Annotated in this window: 1 protein-coding gene (running past one end of the window); it reads right to left on the minus strand. The window is 45.3% G+C overall.

Going from position 1 to position 26,001, the window contains the following annotated elements; genetic code table 11:
• A protein-coding gene (locus AC2SLO_RS08130) for a GA-like domain-containing protein (RefSeq protein WP_495637064.1) crosses the window boundary here: on the minus strand, positions 1 to 26,001 show its 3' portion. Its footprint extends 6,540 nt past the window's final position; 26,001 of the gene's 32,541 nt are visible here — the last part of the coding sequence; its start codon lies off the right edge, out of view — the gene reads right to left on this strand; the stop codon is at positions 1 to 3.

Below are 26,001 nucleotides of genomic sequence, written 5' to 3' on the forward strand. Positions count from 1 at the left end.
TTAAATAATATTCGTAATGTCAGTATCTATATACAAAATATTATCACTACCTGATCCCGTATATACATTATAGGTACCTGTATTACCAAATGGGTCAGTCACTGTTTGATTTGACTGGTTCAATTTTAGATTAGTCACATCAACTGTATCATTACTACCACCGTTGACAAATACCTTGTTACCTTCAGCAGTTGTGATATCGCTTAATGTAATATGTAAGGTCCCACCAGAGCCCTTCATATCAAATACCTCAAAGCCTGGAGTATCATTAGCCCAAACCTGCTGGCTACTACCTGTAAAATTAAAGGTGTCTTTACCAGCCCCTGCATTCACGCTACCACTCATATCACCACCTCTGTAGTTAAAGGTATCGTTCCCTGCACCTAATTCAACCCTACCATCTAGCGCTCTATATTCATAACTAAAGGTATCATTACCTTTTCCAGTTATGACTGATGAATCTGATGAAATTAACCCTTTCATATGAATGATATTATTTCCATCACCAAGATTAATACTAGAACGACCTATCATTGCAGAATCGGTATGGTTTTGAATATAGGTGTCGTTACCACTACCGGAAATTATACTTGAGCCATCAAGCCGGAACCCTACAGTAATCGTATTATTACCATCGCCAAGGTGTACTGTTGAATTTAGAATTTCACCAGAAGTGCTATTCAAATCGCCATTACCTACTATACTGACTGTGTCATTACCATCACCTAAAGTAATAGTAGTAGTATCTCGCACAGTATTTGTTGTACTACCTTTAACTATAATATTGTTATCGCCATTACCTAAATCTATTGATGAGTCGTCAATATAACTACCAACGACTAAGGTGTCATTACCCGATCCAGCTTTTATAGAAGTTCTATTTGATCCTGAACCATCGATATAGCTTCCAACAGTGATAGAGTTTTTACCTCCTCCCAAATCTATGTGAACATACTCTCGGATAAACTCACTAATAGTGATATTATCTTGTCCATCACCACCTCGTATCACTACGTCATCTTCAACATAACTGTTTATGGTTAACGTATTTATATCATCTACACTATCCCTATTATTATCTGAACCTAGATTATTACTAGTATATAGTTGGTATGGTAAAGCAATATTTCCATTTCTATCTAATGGGGTATTACTACCTAAATCTACCAGAGCAGTACCTTGCAATTGTTGCCCAAAAACCAACGAGTCAGAGCCACTACCAGCAAAGATATAACCGCCATCAGTATTTTCACCGATATTTAATTTATCATTACCTTGTTCTAAGAAAATAGCTGAGGTATTCCCACTTTCGCTAAGATTGGTACCCGTCACAGAACCCAAAATATTAACGGTATCCTTCCCTCTACCCATATAAACTCTAGAATATTCTTGAATATCTGAGCTAACAAACAAATAATCATCCCCATCATAAGCAAATACTGAGGGACGATACTCTCCATTTGAACCCCCTGATACATCTCTATTACTAATTCGTCCAATATTGGCGCCAGAGGTGAATGGTGTTCCATCCTCATTCATACCCACCAGTATCTTATCAGCACGGTCTGAAGTTTTTTGTCTATCTGCATCTGGCGTGGAAGGCTCATACTGACCCTCAATCGTTAAACCGACATTTTTATCAAGCTTATCTTCCACTCGTTTTAAAGCGATGACATTGCCAACTTCAAAATTGACATCCTGATAACTGACATTGCCCGCTACATCAGTCACTTTAGCGCGTAATGTTAATTTATTAAGTGCATTAGAACCACTATCATCGTAGTCATTCATTGTGCTCGAAATACCTTGTGCGGTCATTGATATTTCACCAGTTTTAGGGTCAAGTTTATACCAACTACGTTGGTCACTAGTACCGACACTTGTATCCCATGAATAACTTGCGATACCTGAGTTGTAACCTGAGGTTGAGGCGTTATCTTTTGCTGAAATAGTACCCAGCAAACTATCCACAGCTTTTAAACCTTCAAAATAACCTAAGGTATTGGCTTCAGATCCGCCATAAGCGCTGCCTTTGTCAATAATTGTCTGATTTTGTGACACTGCTCCAAATACGGGTTTAGATATATCAATATTAATGGCCTTTTCAACTACACTGGCTATATTACCTGCATTATCAATAATGCGTGACTTAATTATATTCACACCTTCAGGTAGTGATGAATCAGTTTCAGTTGGTTGATAATTCCAATCTGTTCCATTCAAAGTAACTTTTTTCCAAGTTTTGCCATTATCAAGACTCACTTGAACCACCTCATCGGGAGCTAATTCTTTATTAACTGTCCCTCTGATTCCAAGGGTTAGATCGTTAGTAATGTAGTCATTACTACTAATGCCCGTATCCTCAGAAATACCAGCAATAGATATTGTGGCTTTAGATGTTTCATTATCAACAACTACCTTTTGAGTAGCAATTTGATTATCAGGGGTAGCATTACCCGCTAAATCACTGACTCTAACCTGTACTTGGTAGGTCGCATCTGCAAAAGGTCTATTTGGATTGCTATACGACCAATTAGTACCCTCAAGTGTTGTAGCCGCTACCCAATTGTCCCAATCGTTAGCACCCATCTTAAATCGTATTTGTACCTGCTCTCCTTCTTGTAATGACGTCCCTAAATGTCCAGAGAAAACAAGCGAATGATCTTGAGTAATAAAGTCAGTAGGAGATAAACCCGTATCTTCACTAATTGAATCAATGGTTATCGTTGTATTAGTGACAGGAGTAGTCTTAACCACTACCATTTGGGTATCTTTACCACTAATATTACCAGCTGTATCAATGATACGAACATTAACTGTGTGTTCAGCATTCGATAAATTGTTTCCAGAATTGTCATAACGCCAAGTAGTAGCATCGTAGTCGGTGACAGTCTGCCATTCTCCACCATCAATCTGGATTTGAATCTTCTCATTACTGGCTAATTTGCCATCTAAAGTACCCTTAAATATTAGCCCAGCATCATTGGTAATAAAATCTGACCCACTGATACCGTTATCTTCTGTTATACCAGTAATATCAATTAATGTTCCCGAAGAATGAGTGTCAATTTTAATCTGTTGAGTTTCAGAACGACGCTCATTGCCCGCAATATCGACAATGCGCGCTATAACTTCGTAAACATCATCTGCAAGAGACTCACCTGTATCATCATATGTCCAAGTTGTACCAGACACGCTGACTTTATTCCAAGTTTTACCTCCATCAAGACTAATTTGAGCAATTTCATCATGTGTAAATTCAGTACCTAAACTCCCTGAAAAAATCAGTGTACTATCATTGGTTATAAAATCGCTACCATCTTCACCATTGTCTTCTGTAACCTTATCAATAGTAATACTTGGTACTAGAACAGTCGTATCTATAGTTAAACTTTGTTGTGCTGAACCGCTTATATTCCCTACATTATCAACCACTCTAACATCTACAGAATATTTGCCTTCTGAAAGTGTGCTATTAGTATTATCATAATGCCAGTGGGTACCTGATTCATCGGTCGTAAAATTAGTTACTTCAACATAACTTGGCGTATCATTTTCATTAACAATACTAATTTCGAGTCGTTCACCCGTTTTAAGTTCACGGCTTAAATCTCCATTCAATATAAGCTCTTGATCTTTAGTATAAAAATCAACATTATTGGCTCCTGTGTCTTCACTGATACTATCTATAAGCACATCAATTCGATCAGGTTCAGTTTGTATTTTGAAGACTTGGGATTTAGCTTTATCCGCACGAGTATTACCTGCTAAGTCGGACACACGAGCTTGAAGCGTATATTCACCTTCACTCAATATATCTTTATTAATATAGGACCATTCTACATTCGTTACATTCCCATTAGTATCAGTAGTAACTTCACTAGTCGCTTTATACCAAGTTTTACCGCCATCTATACTAACCTCAACGAATTCAACAGGATCAAGTGGTTCGCTTAAAGTTCCAAAAAACGTCAAGGTGGTATCATTTGTTATAAAGTCATCAGGAGTTCCAGTATCATCTGATATTCCCTTAATCCAAATATCTGGCGCTGAGCTAAGCTCCGTATCAATAGTAAGCGACTGATCGGCGGAAGCCCCTACTTTCCCAGCAGCATTAATGACTCGAGCATGAACCATATATTCGCCCATAGCTAACGTAGTATTAGAATAATCTAAAGTCCATTCACCATTAGGATATAAAGTGGCATCCATCCAGCTACTGCCTTCACCTCCATTAACTGGATCAACTTTTAATTGAACCTTCTCATTTTCTTGCAATGTATTCGATACAGTAGTAGTGATAATCAAGTTTTGATTATTGGTTATAAAGTCTGAGTTGCTAAGACCACTATCTACAGTGATACCGCTAATATTTAAATCAGTATTAGTAACCGTTGTATCAATAACTATTTCTTGTTTAGCCTGATTATCAATCGATGTGATATTACCGGCAACATCAGTCACACGAGCACGAAAATCATAAGTGCCACTTCTTATAACTGTCTGACTACTATCGTATGTCCATGTTGTACCGGTGGCCTCAGCAAGTTTCCAAGAGCGTCCACCATCGAAACTAACTTGTACCCTCTCATCATCTTTAAGCTCAGAACTTAGAGTACCTTTTATAATTGGCGTATCGTCAAAAGTGATAAAATCATTAGCTATACCTGTATCGTCATTAATGGAGTCAATAGTAATAGTAGGGTTGGAAAACTCATTATCAATTGTAATAGTTTTCTCGGCTTTACTACTTATGTTACCCGCCTGATCCATAATCATGACACTCACCTTATATGTATCATGCGGTATAATCATCTGAGTATTATCATAAGACCATTTGGTACCTTCTACTTTGGCATCAACCCACGTTACATCCCCATTAAGATCAGAAACACTTATTTTAACCGTTTCATCAGGAGCTAATTCTTGACCCAAAGTACCATATAACACTAAGGTTTGATCATTTGTAATAAAGTCATCATCCATTAAACCATTATCGTCAGAAATACCTGAAATATTAATAGTTGTACGGGTAATACTCTGGTCAATTTCAATATTCTGAACGGCCTGAATATCACTTTGATTACCCGCACTGTCTATGACTCTGGCCTTAATGGTATGAACACCTTCAGATAAAGATTGACCTGAATTATCATAACGCCACTCTCTACCCTCAACAACTGTATCAAGCCAATTTTGTCCATTATCAAGACTGATTTGAACTCGTTCATCTTCAGCTAAATCAACACCAATGGAACCCATAAACTCTAACGTAGCATCTGTGGTAACAAAATCATGAGCATCACCAGTATCATCGGTAATTCTATCAATACTTATATTTGGTCGTGTCACTTGAGTATCGACAATTAGTGTTTGATTATCGAAAGCTGATTGGTTGCCCGCATTATCCACAATACGAGCTTCTAAATCATAAGTTCCATCTTCAAGAGTTATTGCGTTATTGTCATAGCTCCATTGTAAATCTGAGTAAGTAACATTCAGCCACTCACCGCCATTTAATCTAATTTGAACGGTTTCGTCACTCTTCAATTCACTTCCAATTGAGCCTGAGATTACTATGTTTCGATCATTAGTTAAATAGTCATCGTTTCTATCGCCAGTATCTTCAGAAATTGAATCAATTGAAACGGTTGTATTACTGATATCAATATCAATCAAAGCTTCTTCAGTATTTCCTACCGTAGTATTTCCAGCAACATCTGAAATACTAACTGTTGCTTTTATAGCTTGTCCGTCTTCGTTGATAGGCACATTAACTATAGCTTGACCATTAATCAAAATATCAGTTCCAACTACTAATTTTGCTACTTCATTATTATTTCCATCAGTAACTAAAATTGTATCGCCAATCTTTGCATCTTCTGGTGCAGTTACTTTAGCTGAAATTGTGCCTGATTGACCTAATTCTTTAATATTGAAAATACTGTCGTTATTCTCATCTCCTAGTAATTCAATGGTTGCTGGAGAAGGAGCTTCTGTATCTACGCTGTAATCACGAGTAGTTTCTGAGCGAGCGACGTTACCTGCTCCATCGCTTGTGCCGATACTAGCTGTCACAGCGTTGTTAGAAACTAGTGCACTTGTTTCTATTTCTACGCTGTAGTTGCCTTGTTCATCGGTAACCTTAGTAGTGTACTCATTATCACCAATCGTAATGGTTACAGTATCATCAACATTAAACTCACCTGACACCACACCACTAATAGTGGTGATGTCTTGAACAGCTTCATCACTGTTGATGATGTCATCTCCAGTAATATCTTTGATGCTGATATTAATCGTTGGCGCTGTGGTATCCACAATGTAAGTTCTATCATTAGACGCACTGCCTATGTTGCCCGCGGTATCTGTTGCAGCTACAGTCGTACTAATAGTACTATTAGCAATTAAAATTGAGGTAGGAACATCAATAATGTAATTGCCATTTGTATCTAGTGTACCAATATATGTATTGTTACCAACTGTTAGAGTGACCACGTCGCCTTTACTAAATTCTCCAGTAACATTACCACTGACATTAATAGTCGGTGCTAGTGCCTCTACTTCATTGATGATGTTATCGTCTGTAATCTCATTAATACTGATAGTTGGTGTTGGCGCAATCGTATCAATCTGAGCACTGTCATCGACTGCCACTGGGTCAGTAACTGTATTATTTGACTCATCATTAATAATAGCAGCTTTGACCGTTAGACTATTTCCCTCTGTTGGTAAATCTACACCGTTAAATATCACATAACCTTGGCTGATTTGTTCTGGAGTGACAACAATTTTCTTGTCATAAGTGCCGTCATTTTTTGAATCTAAGCTTATAATATCTCCAATCTCAACTTTACTATCAAAATCAACTCTAATTTGGGTGGAATTAGCACCATTTAGCTCATTTGAATTGATATAACCGTCATTATTTGCATCTACAGTAATATGAACACTTCTTACTTCACCAGTAGGAACTGTTGTATCAACAATGCTAGGTGCCGTACCTACCGTCACCGGACTGTCAAGCTCACCATCATTGGCTTTAACAATCGGAGCCGCTAAGCTTTCCCCAGCATTCACTTTATCAGCGCCTGCAGCTGTTAGCGTAATCTCACCGGTTTGTGGGTTAATGGTATAGTCTTCTTTAGATGAGGCCTCAAGCTGATAAGTAATCTCATCACCATCTTCATCTGTAGAGCCTGATGCAGTCGCCACAAGATCACCAGCAACAGCTTGACCACGCTCTAAGTTCGCTGAATCAGTAATATGAGGCGCAGTTGGTGCATCATTCACCTGTGTGGTCGCTGGAACAGTCGCTGTCTCTTGGGTTTCAGCAGTGCCATCTGTTGCAGTGATTTGTATGTCAGGTAAGTTCTCACCTGCATTCACCGCATTAGCGCCCGCGTCAGTTAAGGTTACGTTACCGGTATTTGCATCAATAGCATAGTAGCCGTTTGGATCTGTGCCATCAGTGATGCTAAAGGTAACTTCATCACCATCTTCATCCGTCGCTGTCGCTGTGGTTAATAGCTGACCTGCTGAGGCGCTATCTTCTACTGGCGCTTCAACATCTGCAATCGTTAATACTGGCGCATCATTGACATCAGTCGTCGCAGGCAGTGTTTCACTACCGCTTGCTGTGTTATTCGCCGCACCACTGTCATCAGTTACTGTCACATCAACCGCTGGTAAGTCATTACCGGCGTTCACATGAGCAGCACCTGCGTCAGTTAAGGTGACAACACCACTGCTGGCATCAATCTCATAGAAACCATCAGTGTTATTTAGGCTATAGCTCAAGGTGTCGCCATCTTCATCAGAAGCAACCGCTTTGGTCACTGCTAAGCCTGCAACTACCTCTGCTGCATCTTCTGTGATGCTGCCAATGGTGTTCTCAAACGTTAGTACCGGTGCATCATTCACCTGTGTGGTCGCTGGAAGCTCTTGAGTATTATTGGCTGTGTTATTGGCTTCCCCACTGTCATCAGTCACAGTCACATCAACCGCTGGTAAGGTATTACCTGCATTGACATGGTCAGCACCCGCTTCGGTTAGACGTACCACTCCTGAAACAGCATCTATTTCATAGAAGCCGTCTGTGTTGTTTAGGCTATAGCTTAGGGTGTCGCCATCTTCATCTTGTCCCTGTGCATCGGTGATGATTTGTCCAGCGACAGCATCGCCTTCTGTAATCTCACTTATCGTGTCCTTAAAGCTTATGGTCGGCGCATCATTGACAAAGCTAAACTCTGGCGTGACGTTTACCGCAGCTCCATCTTCAGTACCGTCATTTGGCGTCAGCGTAAAGCTTGGTAATGCTTGACCACTATTTAATAACTCAGCTCCCGCTGCAGTTAACACTACAGTGTTTCCGTCTATCGCATAGTTATCTGTGTCACTGACCTGAACATTAACGCTATCACCGTCTTGATCGTCAGTGCTAAATGTTGCGACAACTGCACCGGCTACCGTTTCACTGGCATCTTCAGTTAGTGGGTTGATATTCTCGATAGTTAATACCGGTGCATCATTCACCTGTGTGGTCGCTGGAACAGTCGCTGTCTCTTGGGTTTCAGCAGTGCCATCTGTTGCAGTGATTTGTATGTCAGGTAAGTTCTCACCTGCATTCACCGCATTAGCGCCCGCGTCAGTTAAGGTTACGTTACCGGTATTTGCATCAATAGCATAGTAGCCGTTTGGATCTGTGCCATCAGTGATGCTAAAGGTAACTTCATCACCATCTTCATCTGTGGCTGTCGCTGTGGTTAATAGCTGACCTGCTGAGGCGCTATCTTCTACTGGCGCTTCAACATCTGCAATCGTTAATACTGGCGCATCATTGACATCAGTCGTCGCAGGCAGTGTTTCACTACCGCTTGCTGTGTTATTCGCCGCACCACTGTCATCAGTTACTGTCACATCAACCGCTGGTAAGTCATTACCTGCGTTTACATGAGCAGCACCTGCGTCAGTTAAGGTGACAACACCACTGCTGGCATCAATCTCATAGAAACCATCAGTGTTATTTAGGCTATAGCTCAAGGTGTCGCCATCTTCATCAGAAGCAACCGCTTTGGTCACTGCTAAGCCTGCAACTACCTCTGCTGCATCTTCTGTGATGCTGCCAATGGTGTTCTCAAACGTTAGTACCGGTGCATCATTCACCTGTGTGGTCGCTGGAACAGTCGCTGTCTCTTGGGTTTCAGCAGTGCCATCTGTTGCAGTGATTTGTATGTCAGGTAAGTTCTCACCTGCATTCACCGCATTAGCGCCCGCGTCAGTTAAGGTTACGTTACCGGTATTTGCATCAATAGCATAGTAGCCGTTTGGATCTGTGCCATCAGTGATGCTAAAGGTAACTTCATCACCATCTTCATCCGTCGCTGTCGCTGTGGTTAATAGCTGACCTGCTGAGGCGCTATCTTCTACTGGCGCTTCAACATCTGCAATCGTTAATACTGGCGCATCATTGACATCAGTCGTCGCAGGCAGTGTTTCACTACCGCTTGCTGTGTTATTCGCCGCACCACTGTCATCAGTTACTGTCACATCAACCGCTGGTAAGTCATTACCGGCGTTCACATGAGCAGCACCTGCGTCAGTTAAGGTGACAACACCACTGCTGGCATCAATCTCATAGAAACCATCAGTGTTATTTAGGCTATAGCTCAAGGTGTCGCCATCTTCATCAGAAGCAACCGCTTTGGTCACTGCTAAGCCTGCAACTACCTCTGCTGCATCTTCTGTGATGCTGCCAATGGTGTTCTCAAACGTTAGTACCGGTGCATCATTCACCTGTGTGGTCGCTGGAAGCTCTTGAGTATTATTGGCTGTGTTATTGGCTTCCCCACTGTCATCAGTCACAGTCACATCAACCGCTGGTAAGGTATTACCTGCATTGACATGGTCAGCACCCGCTTCGGTTAGACGTACCACTCCTGAAACAGCATCTATTTCATAGAAGCCGTCTGTGTTGTTTAGGCTATAGCTTAGGGTGTCGCCATCTTCATCTTGTCCCTGTGCATCGGTGATGATTTGTCCAGCGACAGCATCGCCTTCTGTAATCTCACTTATCGTGTCCTTAAAGCTTATGGTCGGCGCATCATTGACAAAGCTAAACTCTGGCGTGACGTTTACCGCAGCTCCATCTTCAGTACCGTCATTTGGCGTCAGCGTAAAGCTTGGTAATGCTTGACCACTATTTAATAACTCAGCTCCCGCTGCAGTTAACACTACAGTGTTTCCGTCTATCGCATAGTTATCTGTGTCACTGACCTGAACATTAACGCTATCACCGTCTTGATCGTCAGTGCTAAATGTTGCGACAACTGCACCGGCTACCGTTTCACTGGCATCTTCAGTTAGTGGGTTGATATTCTCGATAGTTAATACCGGTGCATCATTCACCTGTGTGGTCGCTGGAACAGTCGCTGTCTCTTGGGTTTCAGCAGTGCCATCTGTTGCAGTGATTTGTATGTCAGGTAAGTTCTCACCTGCATTCACCGCATTAGCGCCCGCGTCAGTTAAGGTTACGTTACCGGTATTTGCATCAATAGCATAGTAGCCGTTTGGATCTGTGCCATCAGTGATGCTAAAGGTAACTTCATCACCATCTTCATCCGTCGCTGTCGCTGTGGTTAATAGCTGACCTGCTGAGGCGCTATCTTCTACTGGCGCTTCAACATCTGCAATCGTTAATACTGGCGCATCATTGACATCAGTCGTCGCAGGCAGTGTTTCACTACCGCTTGCTGTGTTATTCGCCGCACCACTGTCATCAGTTACTGTCACATCAACCGCTGGTAAGTCATTACCGGCGTTCACATGAGCAGCACCTGCGTCAGTTAAGGTGACAACACCACTGCTGGCATCAATCTCATAGAAACCATCAGTGTTATTTAGGCTATAGCTCAAGGTGTCGCCATCTTCATCAGAAGCAACCGCTTTGGTCACTGCTAAGCCTGCAACTACCTCTGCTGCATCTTCTGTGATGCTGCCAATGGTGTTCTCAAACGTTAGTACCGGTGCATCATTCACCTGTGTGGTCGCTGGAAGCTCTTGAGTATTATTGGCTGTGTTATTGGCTTCCCCACTGTCATCAGTCACAGTCACATCAACCGCTGGTAAGGTATTACCTGCATTGACATGGTCAGCACCCGCTTCGGTTAGACGTACCACTCCTGAAACAGCATCTATTTCATAGAAGCCGTCTGTGTTGTTTAGGCTATAGCTTAGGGTGTCGCCATCTTCATCTTGTCCCTGTGCATCGGTGATGATTTGTCCAGCGACAGCATCGCCTTCTGTAATCTCACTTATCGTGTCCTTAAAGCTTATGGTCGGCGCATCATTGACAAAGCTAAACTCTGGCGTGACGTTTACCGCAGCTCCATCTTCAGTACCGTCATTTGGCGTCAGCGTAAAGCTTGGTAATGCTTGACCACTATTTAATAACTCAGCTCCCGCTGCAGTTAACACTACAGTGTTTCCGTCTATCGCATAGTTATCTGTGTCACTGACCTGAACATTAACGCTATCACCGTCTTGATCGTCAGTGCTAAATGTTGCGACAACTGCACCGGCTACCGTTTCACTGGCATCTTCAGTTAGTGGGTTGATATTCTCGATAGTTAATACCGGTGCATCATTCACCTGTGTGGTCGCTGGAACAGTCGCTGTCTCTTGGGTTTCAGCAGTGCCATCTGTTGCAGTGATTTGTATGTCAGGTAAGTTCTCACCTGCATTCACCGCATTAGCGCCCGCTTCGGTTAAGGTTACGTTACCGGTATTTGCATCAATAGCATAGTAGCCGTTTGGATCTGTGCCATCAGTGATGCTAAAGGTAACTTCATCACCATCTTCATCCGTCGCTGTCGCTGTGGTTAATAGCTGACCTGCTGAGGCGCTATCTTCTACTGGCGCTTCAACATCTGCAATCGTTAATACTGGCGCATCATTGACATCAGTCGTCGCAGGCAGTGTTTCACTACCGCTTGCTGTGTTATTCGCCGCACCACTGTCATCAGTTACTGTCACATCAACCGCTGGTAAGTCATTACCGGCGTTCACATGAGCAGCACCCGCGTCAGTTAAGGTGACAACACCACTGCTGGCATCAATCTCATAGAAACCATCAGTGTTATTAAGTTTATAGCTCAAGGTGTCGCTATCTTCATCAGAAGCAGCCGCTTTGGTCACTGCTAAGCCTGCAACTACCTCTGCTGCATCTTCTGTGATGCTGCCAATGGTGTTCTCAAACGTTAGTACCGGTGCATCATTCACCTGTGTGGTCGCTGGAAGCTCTTGAGTATTATTGGCTGTGTTATTGGCTTCCCCACTGTCATCAGTCACAGTCACATCAACCGCTGGTAAGGTATTACCTGCATTGACATGGTCAGCACCCGCTTCGGTTAGACGTACCACTCCTGAAACAGCATCTATTTCATAGAAGCCGTCTGTGTTGTTTAGGCTATAGCTTAGGGTGTCGCCATCTTCATCTTGTCCCTGTGCATCGGTGATGATTTGTCCAGCGACAGCATCGCCTTCTGTAATCTCACTTATCGTGTCCTTAAAGCTTATGGTCGGCGCATCATTGACAAAGCTAAACTCTGGCGTGACGTTTACCGCAGCTCCATCTTCAGTACCGTCATTTGGCGTCAGCGTAAAGCTTGGTAATGCTTGACCACTATTTAATAACTCAGCTCCCGCTGCAGTTAACACTACAGTGTTTCCGTCTATCGCATAGTTATCTGTGTCACTGACCTGAACATTAACGCTATCACCGTCTTGATCGTCAGTGCTAAATGTTGCGACAACTGCACCGGCTACCGTTTCACTGGCATCTTCAGTTAGTGGGTTGATATTCTCGATAGTTAATACCGGTGCATCATTCACCTGTGTGGTCGCTGGAACAGTCGCTGTCTCTTGGGTTTCAGCAGTGCCATCTGTTGCAGTGATTTGTATGTCAGGTAAGTTCTCACCTGCATTCACCGCATTAGCGCCCGCGTCAGTTAAGGTTACGTTACCGGTATTTGCATCAATAGCATAGTAGCCGTTTGGATCTGTGCCATCAGTGATGCTAAAGGTAACTTCATCACCATCTTCATCCGTCGCTGTCGCTGTGGTTAATAGCTGACCTGCTGAGGCGCTATCTTCTACTGGCGCTTCAACATCTGCAATCGTTAATACTGGCGCATCATTGACATCAGTCGTCGCAGGCAGTGTTTCACTACCGCTTGCTGTGTTATTCGCCGCACCACTGTCATCAGTTACTGTCACATCAACCGCTGGTAAGTCATTACCGGCGTTCACATGAGCAGCACCTGCGTCAGTTAAGGTGACAACACCACTGCTGGCATCAATCTCATAGAAACCATCAGTGTTATTTAGGCTATAGCTCAAGGTGTCGCCATCTTCATCAGAAGCAACCGCTTTGGTCACTGCTAAGCCTGCAACTACCTCTGCTGCATCTTCTGTGATGCTGCCAATGGTGTTCTCAAACGTTAGTACCGGTGCATCATTCACCTGTGTGGTCGCTGGAAGCTCTTGAGTATTATTGGCTGTGTTATTGGCTTCCCCACTGTCATCAGTCACAGTCACATCAACCGCTGGTAAGGTATTACCTGCATTGACATGGTCAGCACCCGCTTCGGTTAGACGTACCACTCCTGAAACAGCATCTATTTCATAGAAGCCGTCTGTGTTGTTTAGGCTATAGCTTAGGGTGTCGCCATCTTCATCTTGTCCCTGTGCATCGGTGATGATTTGTCCAGCGACAGCATCGCCTTCTGTAATCTCACTTATCGTGTCCTTAAAGCTTATGGTCGGCGCATCATTGACAAAGCTAAACTCTGGCGTGACGTTTACCGCAGCTCCATCTTCAGTACCGTCATTTGGCGTCAGCGTAAAGCTTGGTAATGCTTGACCACTATTTAATAACTCAGCTCCCGCTGCAGTTAACACTACAGTGTTTCCGTCTATCGCATAGTTATCTGTGTCACTGACCTGAACATTAACGCTATCACCGTCTTGATCGTCAGTGCTAAATGTTGCGACAACTGCACCGGCTACCGTTTCACTGGCATCTTCAGTTAGTGGGTTGATATTCTCGATAGTTAATACCGGTGCATCATTCACCTGTGTGGTCGCTGGAACAGTCGCTGTCTCTTGGGTTTCAGCAGTGCCATCTGTTGCAGTGATTTGTATGTCAGGTAAGTTCTCACCTGCATTCACCGCATTAGCGCCCGCGTCAGTTAAGGTTACGTTACCGGTATTTGCATCAATAGCATAGTAGCCGTTTGGATCTGTGCCATCAGTGATGCTAAAGGTAACTTCATCACCATCTTCATCCGTCGCTGTCGCTGTGGTTAATAGCTGACCTGCTGAGGCGCTATCTTCTACTGGCGCTTCAACATCTGCAATCGTTAATACTGGCGCATCATTGACATCAGTCGTCGCAGGCAGTGTTTCACTACCGCTTGCTGTGTTATTCGCCGCACCACTGTCATCAGTTACTGTCACATCAACCGCTGGTAAGTCATTACCTGCGTTTACATGAGCAGCACCTGCGTCAGTTAAGGTGACAACACCACTGCTGGCATCAATCTCATAGAAACCATCAGTGTTATTTAGGCTATAGCTCAAGGTGTCGCCATCTTCATCAGAAGCAACCGCTTTGGTCACTGCTAAGCCTGCAACTACCTCTGCTGCATCTTCTGTGATGCTGCCAATGGTGTTCTCAAACGTTAGTACCGGTGCATCATTCACCTGTGTGGTCGCTGGAACAGTCGCTGTCCCTTCGGTTTCAGCAGTGCCATCTGTTGCAGTGATTTGTATGTCAGGTAAGTTCTCACCTGCATTCACCGCATTAGCGCCCGCTTCGGTTAAGGTTACGTTACCGGTATTTGCATCAATAGCATAGTAGCCGTTTGGATCTGTGCCATCAGTGATGCTAAAGGTAACTTCATCACCATCTTCATCCGTCGCTGTCGCTGTGGTTAATAGCTGACCTGCTGAGGCGCTATCTTCTACTGGCGCTTCAACATCTGCAATCGTTAATACTGGCGCATCATTGACATCAGTCGTCGCAGGCAGTGTTTCACTACCGCTTGCTGTGTTATTCGCCGCACCACTGTCATCAGTTACTGTCACATCAACCGCTGGTAAGTCATTACCGGCGTTCACATGAGCAGCACCCGCGTCAGTTAAGGTGACAACACCACTGCTGGCATCAATCTCATAGAAACCATCAGTGTTATTAAGTTTATAGCTCAAGGTGTCGCCATCTTCATCAGAAGCAGCCGCTTTGGTCACTGCTAAGCCTGCAACTACCTCTGCTGCATCTTCTGTAATGCTGTCAATGGTGTTCTCAAACGTTAGTACCGGTGCATCATTCACCTGTGTGGTCGCTGGAACAGTCGCTGTCCCTTCGGTTTCAGCAGTGCCATCTGTTGCAGTGATTTGTATGTCAGGTAAGTTCTCACCTGCATTCACCGCATTAGCGCCCGCTTCGGTTAAGGTTACGTTACCGGTATTTGCATCAATAGCATAGTAGCCGTTTGGATCTGTGCCATCAGTGATGCTAAAGGTAACTTCATCACCATCTTCATCCGTCGCTGTCGCTGTGGTTAATAGCTGACCTGCTGAGGCGCTATCTTCTACTGGCGCTTCAACATCTGCAATCGTTAATACTGGCGCATCATTGACATCCGTCGTCGCAGGCAGTGTTTCACTACCGCTTGCTGTGTTATTCGCCGCACCACTGTCATCAGTTACTGTCACATCAACCGCTGGTAAGTCATTACCGGCGTTCACATGAGCAGCACCCGCGTCAGTTAAGGTGACAACACCACTGCTGGCATCAATCTCATAGAAACCATCAGTGTTATTAAGTTTATAGCTCAAGGTGTCGCTATCTTCATCAGAAGCAGCCGCTTTGGTCACTGCTAAGCCTGCAACTACCTCTGCTGCATCTTCTGTAATGCTGTCAATGGTGTTCTCAAACGTTAACACCGGTGCATCATTCACCTGTGTGGTCGCTGGAACAGCTTGTGTGCCTGTCGCTGACGCACCACTGTCATCAGTCACTGTCACCTCAACCGCTGGTAAATTATTACCTGCATTGACATAGTCAGCACCCGCTTCGGTTAGACGTACCACTCCTGACACGGCATCTATTTCATAATAGCCGTCTGTGTTGTTGTTTAAACTGTAGCTTAGCGTATCGCCATCTTCATCTTCTCCATCGGCATCGGTGATGATTTGTCCAGCGATAGCTGTGTCTTCTGTAATATCAGTAATGGTGTCTTTAAAGCTTATGGTCGGCGCATCATTGACAAAGCTAAACTCTGGCGTGACGTTTACCGCAGCCCCATCTTCAGTGCCGTCATTTGGCGTCAGCGTAAAGCTTGGTAATGCTTGACCACTATTTAATAACTCAGCTCCCGCTGTCGTTAACACTACGGTGTTTCCGTCTATCGCATAGTTATCTGTGTCACTGACCTGAACATTAACGCTATCACCGTCTTGATCGTCAGTGCTAAATGTTGCGACAACTGCACCGGCTACCGTTTCACTGGCATCTTCAGTTAGTGGGTTGATATTCTCGATAGTTAACACCGGTGCATCATTCACCTGTGTGGTCGCTGGAACAGTCGCTGTCCCTTCGGTTTCAGCAGTGCCATCTGTTGCAGTGATTTGTATGTCAGGTAAGTTCTCACCTGCATTCACCGCATTAGCGCCCGCTTCGGTTAAGGTTACGTTACCGGTATTTGCATCAATAGCATAGTAGCCGTTTGGATCTGTGCCATCAGTGATGCTAAAGGTAACTTCATCACCATCTTCATCCGTCGCTGTCGCTGTGGTTAATAGCTGACCTGCTGAGGCGCTATCTTCTACTGGCGCTTCAACATCTGCAATCGTTAATACTGGCGCATCATTGACATCAGTCGTCGCAGGCAGTGTTTCACTACCGCTTGCTGTGTTATTCGCCGCACCACTGTCATCAGTTACTGTCACATCAACCGCTGGTAAGTCATTACCGGCGTTCACATGAGCAGCACCCGCGTCAGTTAAGGTGACAACACCACTGCTGGCATCAATCTCATAGAAACCATCAGTGTTATTAAGTTTATAGCTCAAGGTGTCGCTATCTTCATCAGAAGCAGCCGCTTTGGTCACTGCTAAGCCTGCAACTACCTCTGCTGCATCTTCTGTAATGCTGTCAATGGTGTTCTCAAACGTTAACACCGGTGCATCATTCACCTGTGTGGTCGCTGGAACAGCTTGTGTGCCTGTCGCTGACGCACCACTGTCATCAGTCACTGTCACCTCAACCGCTGGTAAATTATTACCTGCATTGACATAGTCAGCACCCGCTTCGGTTAGACGTACCACTCCTGACACGGCATCTATTTCATAATAGCCGTCTGTGTTGTTGTTTAAACTGTAGCTTAGGGTATCGCCATCTTCATCTTCTCCATCGGCATCGGTGATGATTTGTCCAGCGATAGCTGTGTCTTCTGTAATATCAGTAATGGTGTCTTTAAAGCTTATGGTCGGCGCATCATTGACAAAGCTAAACTCTGGCGTGACGTTTACCGCAGCCCCATCTTCAGTGCCGTCATTTGGCGTCAGCGTAAAGCTTGGTAATGCTTGACCACTATTTAATAACTCAGCTCCCGCTGTCGTTAACACTACGGTGTTTCCGTCTATCGCATAGTTATCTGTGTCACTGACCTGAACATTAACGCTATCACCGTCTTGATCGTCAGTGCTAAATGTTGCGACAACTGCACCGGCTACCGTTTCACTGGCATCTTCAGTTAGTGGGTTGATATTCTCGATAGTTAATACCGGTGCATCATTCACCTGTGTGGTCGCTGGAACAATCACTGTCCCTTCGGTTTCAGCAGTGCCATCTGTTGCAGTGATTTGTATGTCAGGTAAGTTCTCACCTGCATTCACCGCATTAGCGCCCGCGTCAGTTAAGGTTACGTTACCGGTATTTGCATCAATAGCATAGTAGCCGTTTGGATCTGTGCCATCAGTGATGCTAAAGGTAACTTCATCACCATCTTCATCTGTGGCTGTCGCTGTGGTTAATAGCTGACCTGCTGAGGCGCTATCTTCTACTGGCGCTTCAACATCTGCAATCGTTAATACTGGCGCATCATTGACATCAGTCGTCGCAGGCAGTGTTTCACTACCGCTTGCTGTGTTATTCGCCGCACCACTGTCATCAGTTACTGTCACATCAACCGCTGGTAAGTCATTACCGGCGTTCACATGAGCAGCACCCGCGTCAGTTAAGGTGACAACACCACTGCTGGCATCAATCTCATAGAAACCATCAGTGTTATTTAGGCTATAGCTCAAGGTGTCGCCATCTTCATCAGAAGCAACCGCTTTGGTCACTGCTAAGCCTGCAACTACCTCTGCTGCATCTTCTGTGATGCTGCCAATGGTGTTCTCAAACGTTAGTACCGGTGCATCATTCACCTGTGTGGTCGCTGGAACAGTCGCTGTCCCTTCGGTTTCAGCAGTGCCATCTGTTGCAGTGATTTGTATGTCAGGTAAGTTCTCACCTGCATTCACCGCATTAGCGCCCGCTTCGGTTAAGGTTACGTTACCGGTATTTGCATCAATAGCATAGTAGCCGTTTGGATCTGTGCCATCAGTGATGCTAAAGGTAACTTCATCACCATCTTCATCCGTCGCTGTCGCTGTGGTTAATAGCTGACCTGCTGAGGCGCTATCTTCTACTGGCGCTTCAACATCTGCAATCGTTAATACTGGCGCATCATTGACATCAGTCGTCGCAGGCAGTGTTTCACTACCGCTTGCTGTGTTATTCGCCGCACCACTGTCATCAGTTACTGTCACATCAACCGCTGGTAAGTCATTACCGGCGTTCACATGAGCAGCACCCGCGTCAGTTAAGGTGACAACACCACTGCTGGCATCAATCTCATAGAAACCATCAGTGTTATTAAGTTTATAGCTCAAGGTGTCGCCATCTTCATCAGAAGCAGCCGCTTTGGTCACTGCTAAGCCTGCAACTACCTCTGCTGCATCTTCTGTAATGCTGTCAATGGTGTTCTCAAACGTTAGTACCGGTGCATCATTCACCTGTGTGGTCGCTGGAACAGTCGCTGTCCCTTCGGTTTCAGCAGTGCCATCTGTTGCAGTGATTTGTATGTCAGGTAAGTTCTCACCTGCATTCACCGCATTAGCGCCCGCTTCGGTTAAGGTTACGTTACCGGTATTTGCATCAATAGCATAGTAGCCGTTTGGATCTGTGCCATCAGTGATGCTAAAGGTAACTTCATCACCATCTTCATCTGTGGCTGTCGCTGTGGTTAATAGCTGACCTGCTGAGGCGCTATCTTCTACTGGCGCTTCAACATCTGCAATCGTTAATACTGGCGCATCATTGACATCAGTCGTCGCAGGCAGTGTTTCACTACCGCTTGCTGTGTTATTCGCCGCACCACTGTCATCAGTTACTGTCACATCAACCGCTGGTAAGTCATTACCGGCGTTCACATGAGCAGCACCCGCGTCAGTTAAGGTGACAACACCACTGCTGGCATCAATCTCATAGAAACCATCAGTGTTATTAAGTTTATAGCTCAAGGTGTCGCTATCTTCATCAGAAGCAGCCGCTTTGGTCACTGCTAAGCCTGCAACTACCTCTGCTGCATCTTCTGTAATGCTGTCAATGGTGTTCTCAAACGTTAACACCGGTGCATCATTCACCTGTGTGGTCGCTGGAACAGCTTGTGTGCCTGTCGCTGACGCACCACTGTCATCAGTCACTGTCACCTCAACCGCTGGTAAATTATTACCTGCATTGACATAGTCAGCACCCGCTTCGGTTAGACGTACCACTCCTGACACGGCATCTATTTCATAATAGCCGTCTGTGTTGTTGTTTAAACTGTAGCTTAGGGTGTCGCCATCTTCATCTTCTCCATCGGCATCGGTGATGATTTGTCCAGCGATAGCTGTGTCTTCTGTAATATCAGTAATGGTGTCTTTAAAGCTTATGGTCGGCGCATCATTGACAAAGCTAAACTCTGGCGTGACGTTTACCGCAGCCCCATCTTCAGTGCCGTCATTTGGCGTCAGCGTAAAGCTTGGTAATGCTTGACCACTATTTAATAACTCAGCTCCCGCTGTCGTTAACACTACGGTGTTTCCGTCTATCGCATAGTTATCTGTGTCACTGACCTGAACATTAACGCTATCACCGTCTTGATCGTCAGTGCTAAATGTTGCGACAACTGCACCGGCTACCGTTTCACTGGCATCTTCAGTTAGTGGGTTGATATTCTCGATAGTTAACACCGGTGCATCATTCACCTGTGTGGTCGCTGGAACAGTCGCTGTCCCTTCGGTTTCAGCAGTGCCATCTGTTGCAGTGATTTGTATGTCAGGTAAGTTCTCACCTGCATTCACCGCATTAGCGCCCGCTTCGGTTAAGGTTACGTTACCGGTATTTGCATCAATAGCATAGTAGCCGTTTGGATCTGTGCCATCAGTGATGCTAAAGGTAACTTCATCACCATCTTCATCCGTCGCTGTCGCTGTGGTTAATAGCTGACCTGCTGAGGCGCTATCTTCTACTGGCGCTTCAACATCTGCAATCGTTAATACTGGCGCATCATTGACATCAGTCGTCGCAGGCAGTGTTTCACTACCGCTTGCTGTGTTATTCGCCGCACCACTGTCATCAGTTACTGTCACATCAACCGCTGGTAAGTCATTACCGGCGTTCACATGAGCAGCACCCGCGTCAGTTAAGGTGACAACACCACTGCTGGCATCAATCTCATAGAAACCATCAGTGTTATTAAGTTTATAGCTCAAGGTGTCGCTATCTTCATCAGAAGCAGCCGCTTTGGTCACTGCTAAGCCTGCAACTACCTCTGCTGCATCTTCTGTAATGCTGTCAATGGTGTTCTCAAACGTTAACACCGGTGCATCATTCACCTGTGTGGTCGCTGGAACAGCTTGTGTGCCTGTCGCTGACGCACCACTGTCATCAGTCACTGTCACCTCAACCGCTGGTAAATTATTACCTGCATTGACATAGTCAGCACCCGCTTCGGTTAGACGTACCACTCCTGACACGGCATCTATTTCATAATAGCCGTCTGTGTTGTTGTTTAAACTGTAGCTTAGCGTATCGCCATCTTCATCTTCTCCATCGGCATCGGTGATGATTTGTCCAGCGATAGCTGTGTCTTCTGTAATATCAGTAATGGTGTCTTTAAAGCTTATGGTCGGCGCATCATTGACAAAGCTAAACTCTGGCGTGACGTTTACCGCAGCCCCATCTTCAGTGCCGTCATTTGGCGTCAGCGTAAAGCTTGGTAATGCTTGACCACTATTTAATAACTCAGCTCCCGCTGTCGTTAACACTACGGTGTTTCCGTCTATCGCATAGTTATCTGTGTCACTGACCTGAACATTAACGCTATCACCGTCTTGATCGTCAGTGCTAAATGTTGCGACAACTGCACCGGCTACCGTTTCACTGGCATCTTCAGTTAGTGGGTTGATATTCTCGATAGTTAATACCGGTGCATCATTCACCTGTGTGGTCGCTGGAACAATCACTGTCCCTTCGGTTTCAGCAGTGCCATCTGTTGCAGTGATTTGTATGTCAGGTAAGTTCTCACCTGCATTCACCGCATTAGCGCCCGCGTCAGTTAAGGTTACGTTACCGGTATTTGCATCAATAGCATAGTAGCCGTTTGGATCTGTGCCATCAGTGATGCTAAAGGTAACTTCATCACCATCTTCATCCGTCGCTGTCGCTGTGGTTAATAGCTGACCTGCTGAGGCGCTATCTTCTACTGGCGCTTCAACATCTGCAATCGTTAATACTGGCGCATCATTGACATCAGTCGTCGCAGGCAGTGTTTCACTACCGCTTGCTGTGTTATTCGCCGCACCACTGTCATCAGTTACTGTCACATCAACCGCTGGTAAGTCATTACCTGCGTTTACATGAGCAGCACCTGCGTCAGTTAAGGTGACAACACCACTGCTGGCATCAATCTCATAGAAACCATCAGTGTTATTTAGGCTATAGCTCAAGGTGTCGCCATCTTCATCAGAAGCAACCGCTTTGGTCACTGCTAAGCCTGCAACTACCTCTGCTGCATCTTCTGTGATGCTGCCAATGGTGTTCTCAAACGTTAGTACCGGTGCATCATTCACCTGTGTGGTCGCTGGAAGCTCTTGAGTATTATTGGCTGTGTTATTGGCTTCCCCACTGTCATCAGTCACAGTCACATCAACCGCTGGTAAATTATTACCTGCATTGACATAGTCAGCACCCGCTTCGGTTAGACGTACCACTCCTGACACGGCATCTATTTCATAATAGCCGTCTGTGTTGTTGTTTAAACTGTAGCTTAGGGTATCGCCATCTTCATCTTCTCCATCGGCATCGGTGATGATTTGTCCAGCGATAGCTGTGTCTTCTGTAATATCAGTAATGGTGTCCTTAAAGCTTATGGTCGGCGCATCATTGACAAAGCTAAACTCTGGCGTGACGTTTACCGCAGCTCCATCTTCAGTACCGTCATTTGGCGTCAGCGTAAAGCTTGGTAATGCTTGACCACTATTTAATAACTCAGCTCCCGCTGCAGTTAACACTACAGTGTTTCCGTCTATCGCATAGTTATCTGTGTCACTGACCTGAACATTAACGCTATCACCGTCTTGATCGTCAGTGCTAAATGTTGCGACAACTGCACCGGCTACCGTTTCACTGGCATCTTCAGTTAGTGGGTTGATATTCTCGATAGTTAATACCGGTGCATCATTCACCTGTGTGGTCGCTGGAACAGTCGCTGTCTCTTGGGTTTCAGCAGTGCCATCTGTTGCAGTGATTTGTATGTCAGGTAAGTTCTCACCTGCATTCACCGCATTAGCGCCCGCGTCAGTTAAGGTTACGTTACCGGTATTTGCATCAATAGCATAGTAGCCGTTTGGATCTGTGCCATCAGTGATGCTAAAGGTAACTTCATCACCATCTTCATCCGTCGCTGTCGCTGTGGTTAATAGCTGACCTGCTGAGGCGCTATCTTCTACTGGCGCTTCAACATCTGCAATCGTTAATACTGGCGCATCATTGACATCAGTCGTCGCAGGCAGTGTTTCACTACCGCTTGCTGTGTTATTCGCCGCACCACTGTCATCAGTTACTGTCACATCAACCGCTGGTAAGTCATTACCGGCGTTCACATGAGCAGCACCTGCGTCAGTTAAGGTGACAACACCACTGCTGGCATCAATCTCATAGAAACCATCAGTGTTATTTAGGCTATAGCTCAAGGTGTCGCCATCTTCATCAGAAGCAACCGCTTTGGTCACTGCTAAGCCTGCAACTACCTCTGCTGCATCTTCTGTGATGCTGCCAATGGTGTTCTCAAACGTTAGTACCGGTGCATCATTCACCTGTGTGGTCGCTGGAAGCTCTTGAGTATTATTGGCTGTGTTATTGGCTTCCCCACTGTCATCAGTCACAGTCACATCAACCGCTGGTAAGGTATTACCTGCATTGACATGGTCAGCACCCGCTTCGGTTAGACGTACCACTCCTGAAACAGCATCTATTTCATAGAAGCCGTCTGTGTTGTTTAGGCTATAGCTTAGGGTGTCGCCATCTTCATCTTGTCCCTGTGCATCGGTGATGATTTGTCCAGCGACAGCATCGCCTTCTGTAATCTCACTTATCGTGTCCTTAAAGCTTATGGTCGGCGCATCATTGACAAAGCTAAACTCTGGCGTGACGTTTACCGCAGCTCCATCTTCAGTACCGTCATTTGGCGTCAGCGTAAAGCTTGGTAATGCTTGACCACTATTTAATAACTCAGCTCCCGCTGCAGTTAACACTACAGTGTTTCCGTCTATCGCATAGTTATCTGTGTCACTGACCTGAACATTAACGCTATCACCGTCTTGATCGTCAGTGCTAAATGTTGCGACAACTGCACCGGCTACCGTTTCACTGGCATCTTCAGTTAGTGGGTTGATATTCTCGATAGTTAATACCGGTGCATCATTCACCTGTGTGGTCGCTGGAACAGTCGCTGTCTCTTGGGTTTCAGCAGTGCCATCTGTTGCAGTGATTTGTATGTCAGGTAAGTTCTCACCTGCATTCACCGCATTAGCGCCCGCGTCAGTTAAGGTTACGTTACCGGTATTTGCATCAATAGCATAGTAGCCGTTTGGATCTGTGCCATCAGTGATGCTAAAGGTAACTTCATCACCATCTTCATCCGTCGCTGTCGCTGTGGTTAATAGCTGACCTGCTGAGGCGCTATCTTCTACTGGCGCTTCAACATCTGCAATCGTTAATACTGGCGCATCATTGACATCAGTCGTCGCAGGCAGTGTTTCACTACCGCTTGCTGTGTTATTCGCCGCACCACTGTCATCAGTTACTGTCACATCAACCGCTGGTAAGTCATTACCGGCGTTCACATGAGCAGCACCTGCGTCAGTTAAGGTGACAACACCACTGCTGGCATCAATCTCATAGAAACCATCAGTGTTATTTAGGCTATAGCTCAAGGTGTCGCCATCTTCATCAGAAGCAACCGCTTTGGTCACTGCTAAGCCTGCAACTACCTCTGCTGCATCTTCTGTGATGCTGCCAATGGTGTTCTCAAACGTTAGTACCGGTGCATCATTCACCTGTGTGGTCGCTGGAAGCTCTTGAGTATTATTGGCTGTGTTATTGGCTTCCCCACTGTCATCAGTCACAGTCACATCAACCGCTGGTAAGGTATTACCTGCATTGACATGGTCAGCACCCGCTTCGGTTAGACGTACCACTCCTGAAACAGCATCTATTTCATAGAAGCCGTCTGTGTTGTTTAGGCTATAGCTTAGGGTGTCGCCATCTTCATCTTGTCCCTGTGCATCGGTGATGATTTGTCCAGCGACAGCATCGCCTTCTGTAATCTCACTTATCGTGTCCTTAAAGCTTATGGTCGGCGCATCATTGACAAAGCTAAACTCTGGCGTGACGTTTACCGCAGCTCCATCTTCAGTACCGTCATTTGGCGTCAGCGTAAAGCTTGGTAATGCTTGACCACTATTTAATAACTCAGCTCCCGCTGCAGTTAACACTACAGTGTTTCCGTCTATCGCATAGTTATCTGTGTCACTGACCTGAACATTAACGCTATCACCGTCTTGATCGTCAGTGCTAAATGTTGCGACAACTGCACCGGCTACCGTTTCACTGGCATCTTCAGTTAGTGGGTTGATATTCTCGATAGTTAATACCGGTGCATCATTCACCTGTGTGGTCGCTGGAACAGTCGCTGTCTCTTGGGTTTCAGCAGTGCCATCTGTTGCAGTGATTTGTATGTCAGGTAAGTTCTCACCTGCATTCACCGCATTAGCGCCCGCGTCAGTTAAGGTTACGTTACCGGTATTTGCATCAATAGCATAGTAGCCGTTTGGATCTGTGCCATCAGTGATGCTAAAGGTAACTTCATCACCATCTTCATCTGTGGCTGTCGCTGTGGTTAATAGCTGACCTGCTGAGGCGCTATCTTCTACTGGCGCTTCAACATCTGCAATCGTTAATACTGGCGCATCATTGACATCAGTCGTCGCAGGCAGTGTTTCACTACCGCTTGCTGTGTTATTCGCCGCACCACTGTCATCAGTTACTGTCACATCAACCGCTGGTAAGTCATTACCGGCGTTCACATGAGCAGCACCCGCGTCAGTTAAGGTGACAACACCACTGCTGGCATCAATCTCATAGAAACCATCAGTGTTATTTAGGCTATAGCTCAAGGTGTCGCCATCTTCATCAGAAGCAACCGCTTTGGTCACTGCTAAGCCTGCAACTACCTCTGCTGCATCTTCTGTGATGCTGCCAATGGTGTTCTCAAACGTTAGTACCGGTGCATCATTCACCTGTGTGGTCGCTGGAAGCTCTTGAGTATTATTGGCTGTGTTATT

The sequence above is a fragment of the Psychrobacter sp. CX14 genome, from assembly GCF_057396205.2.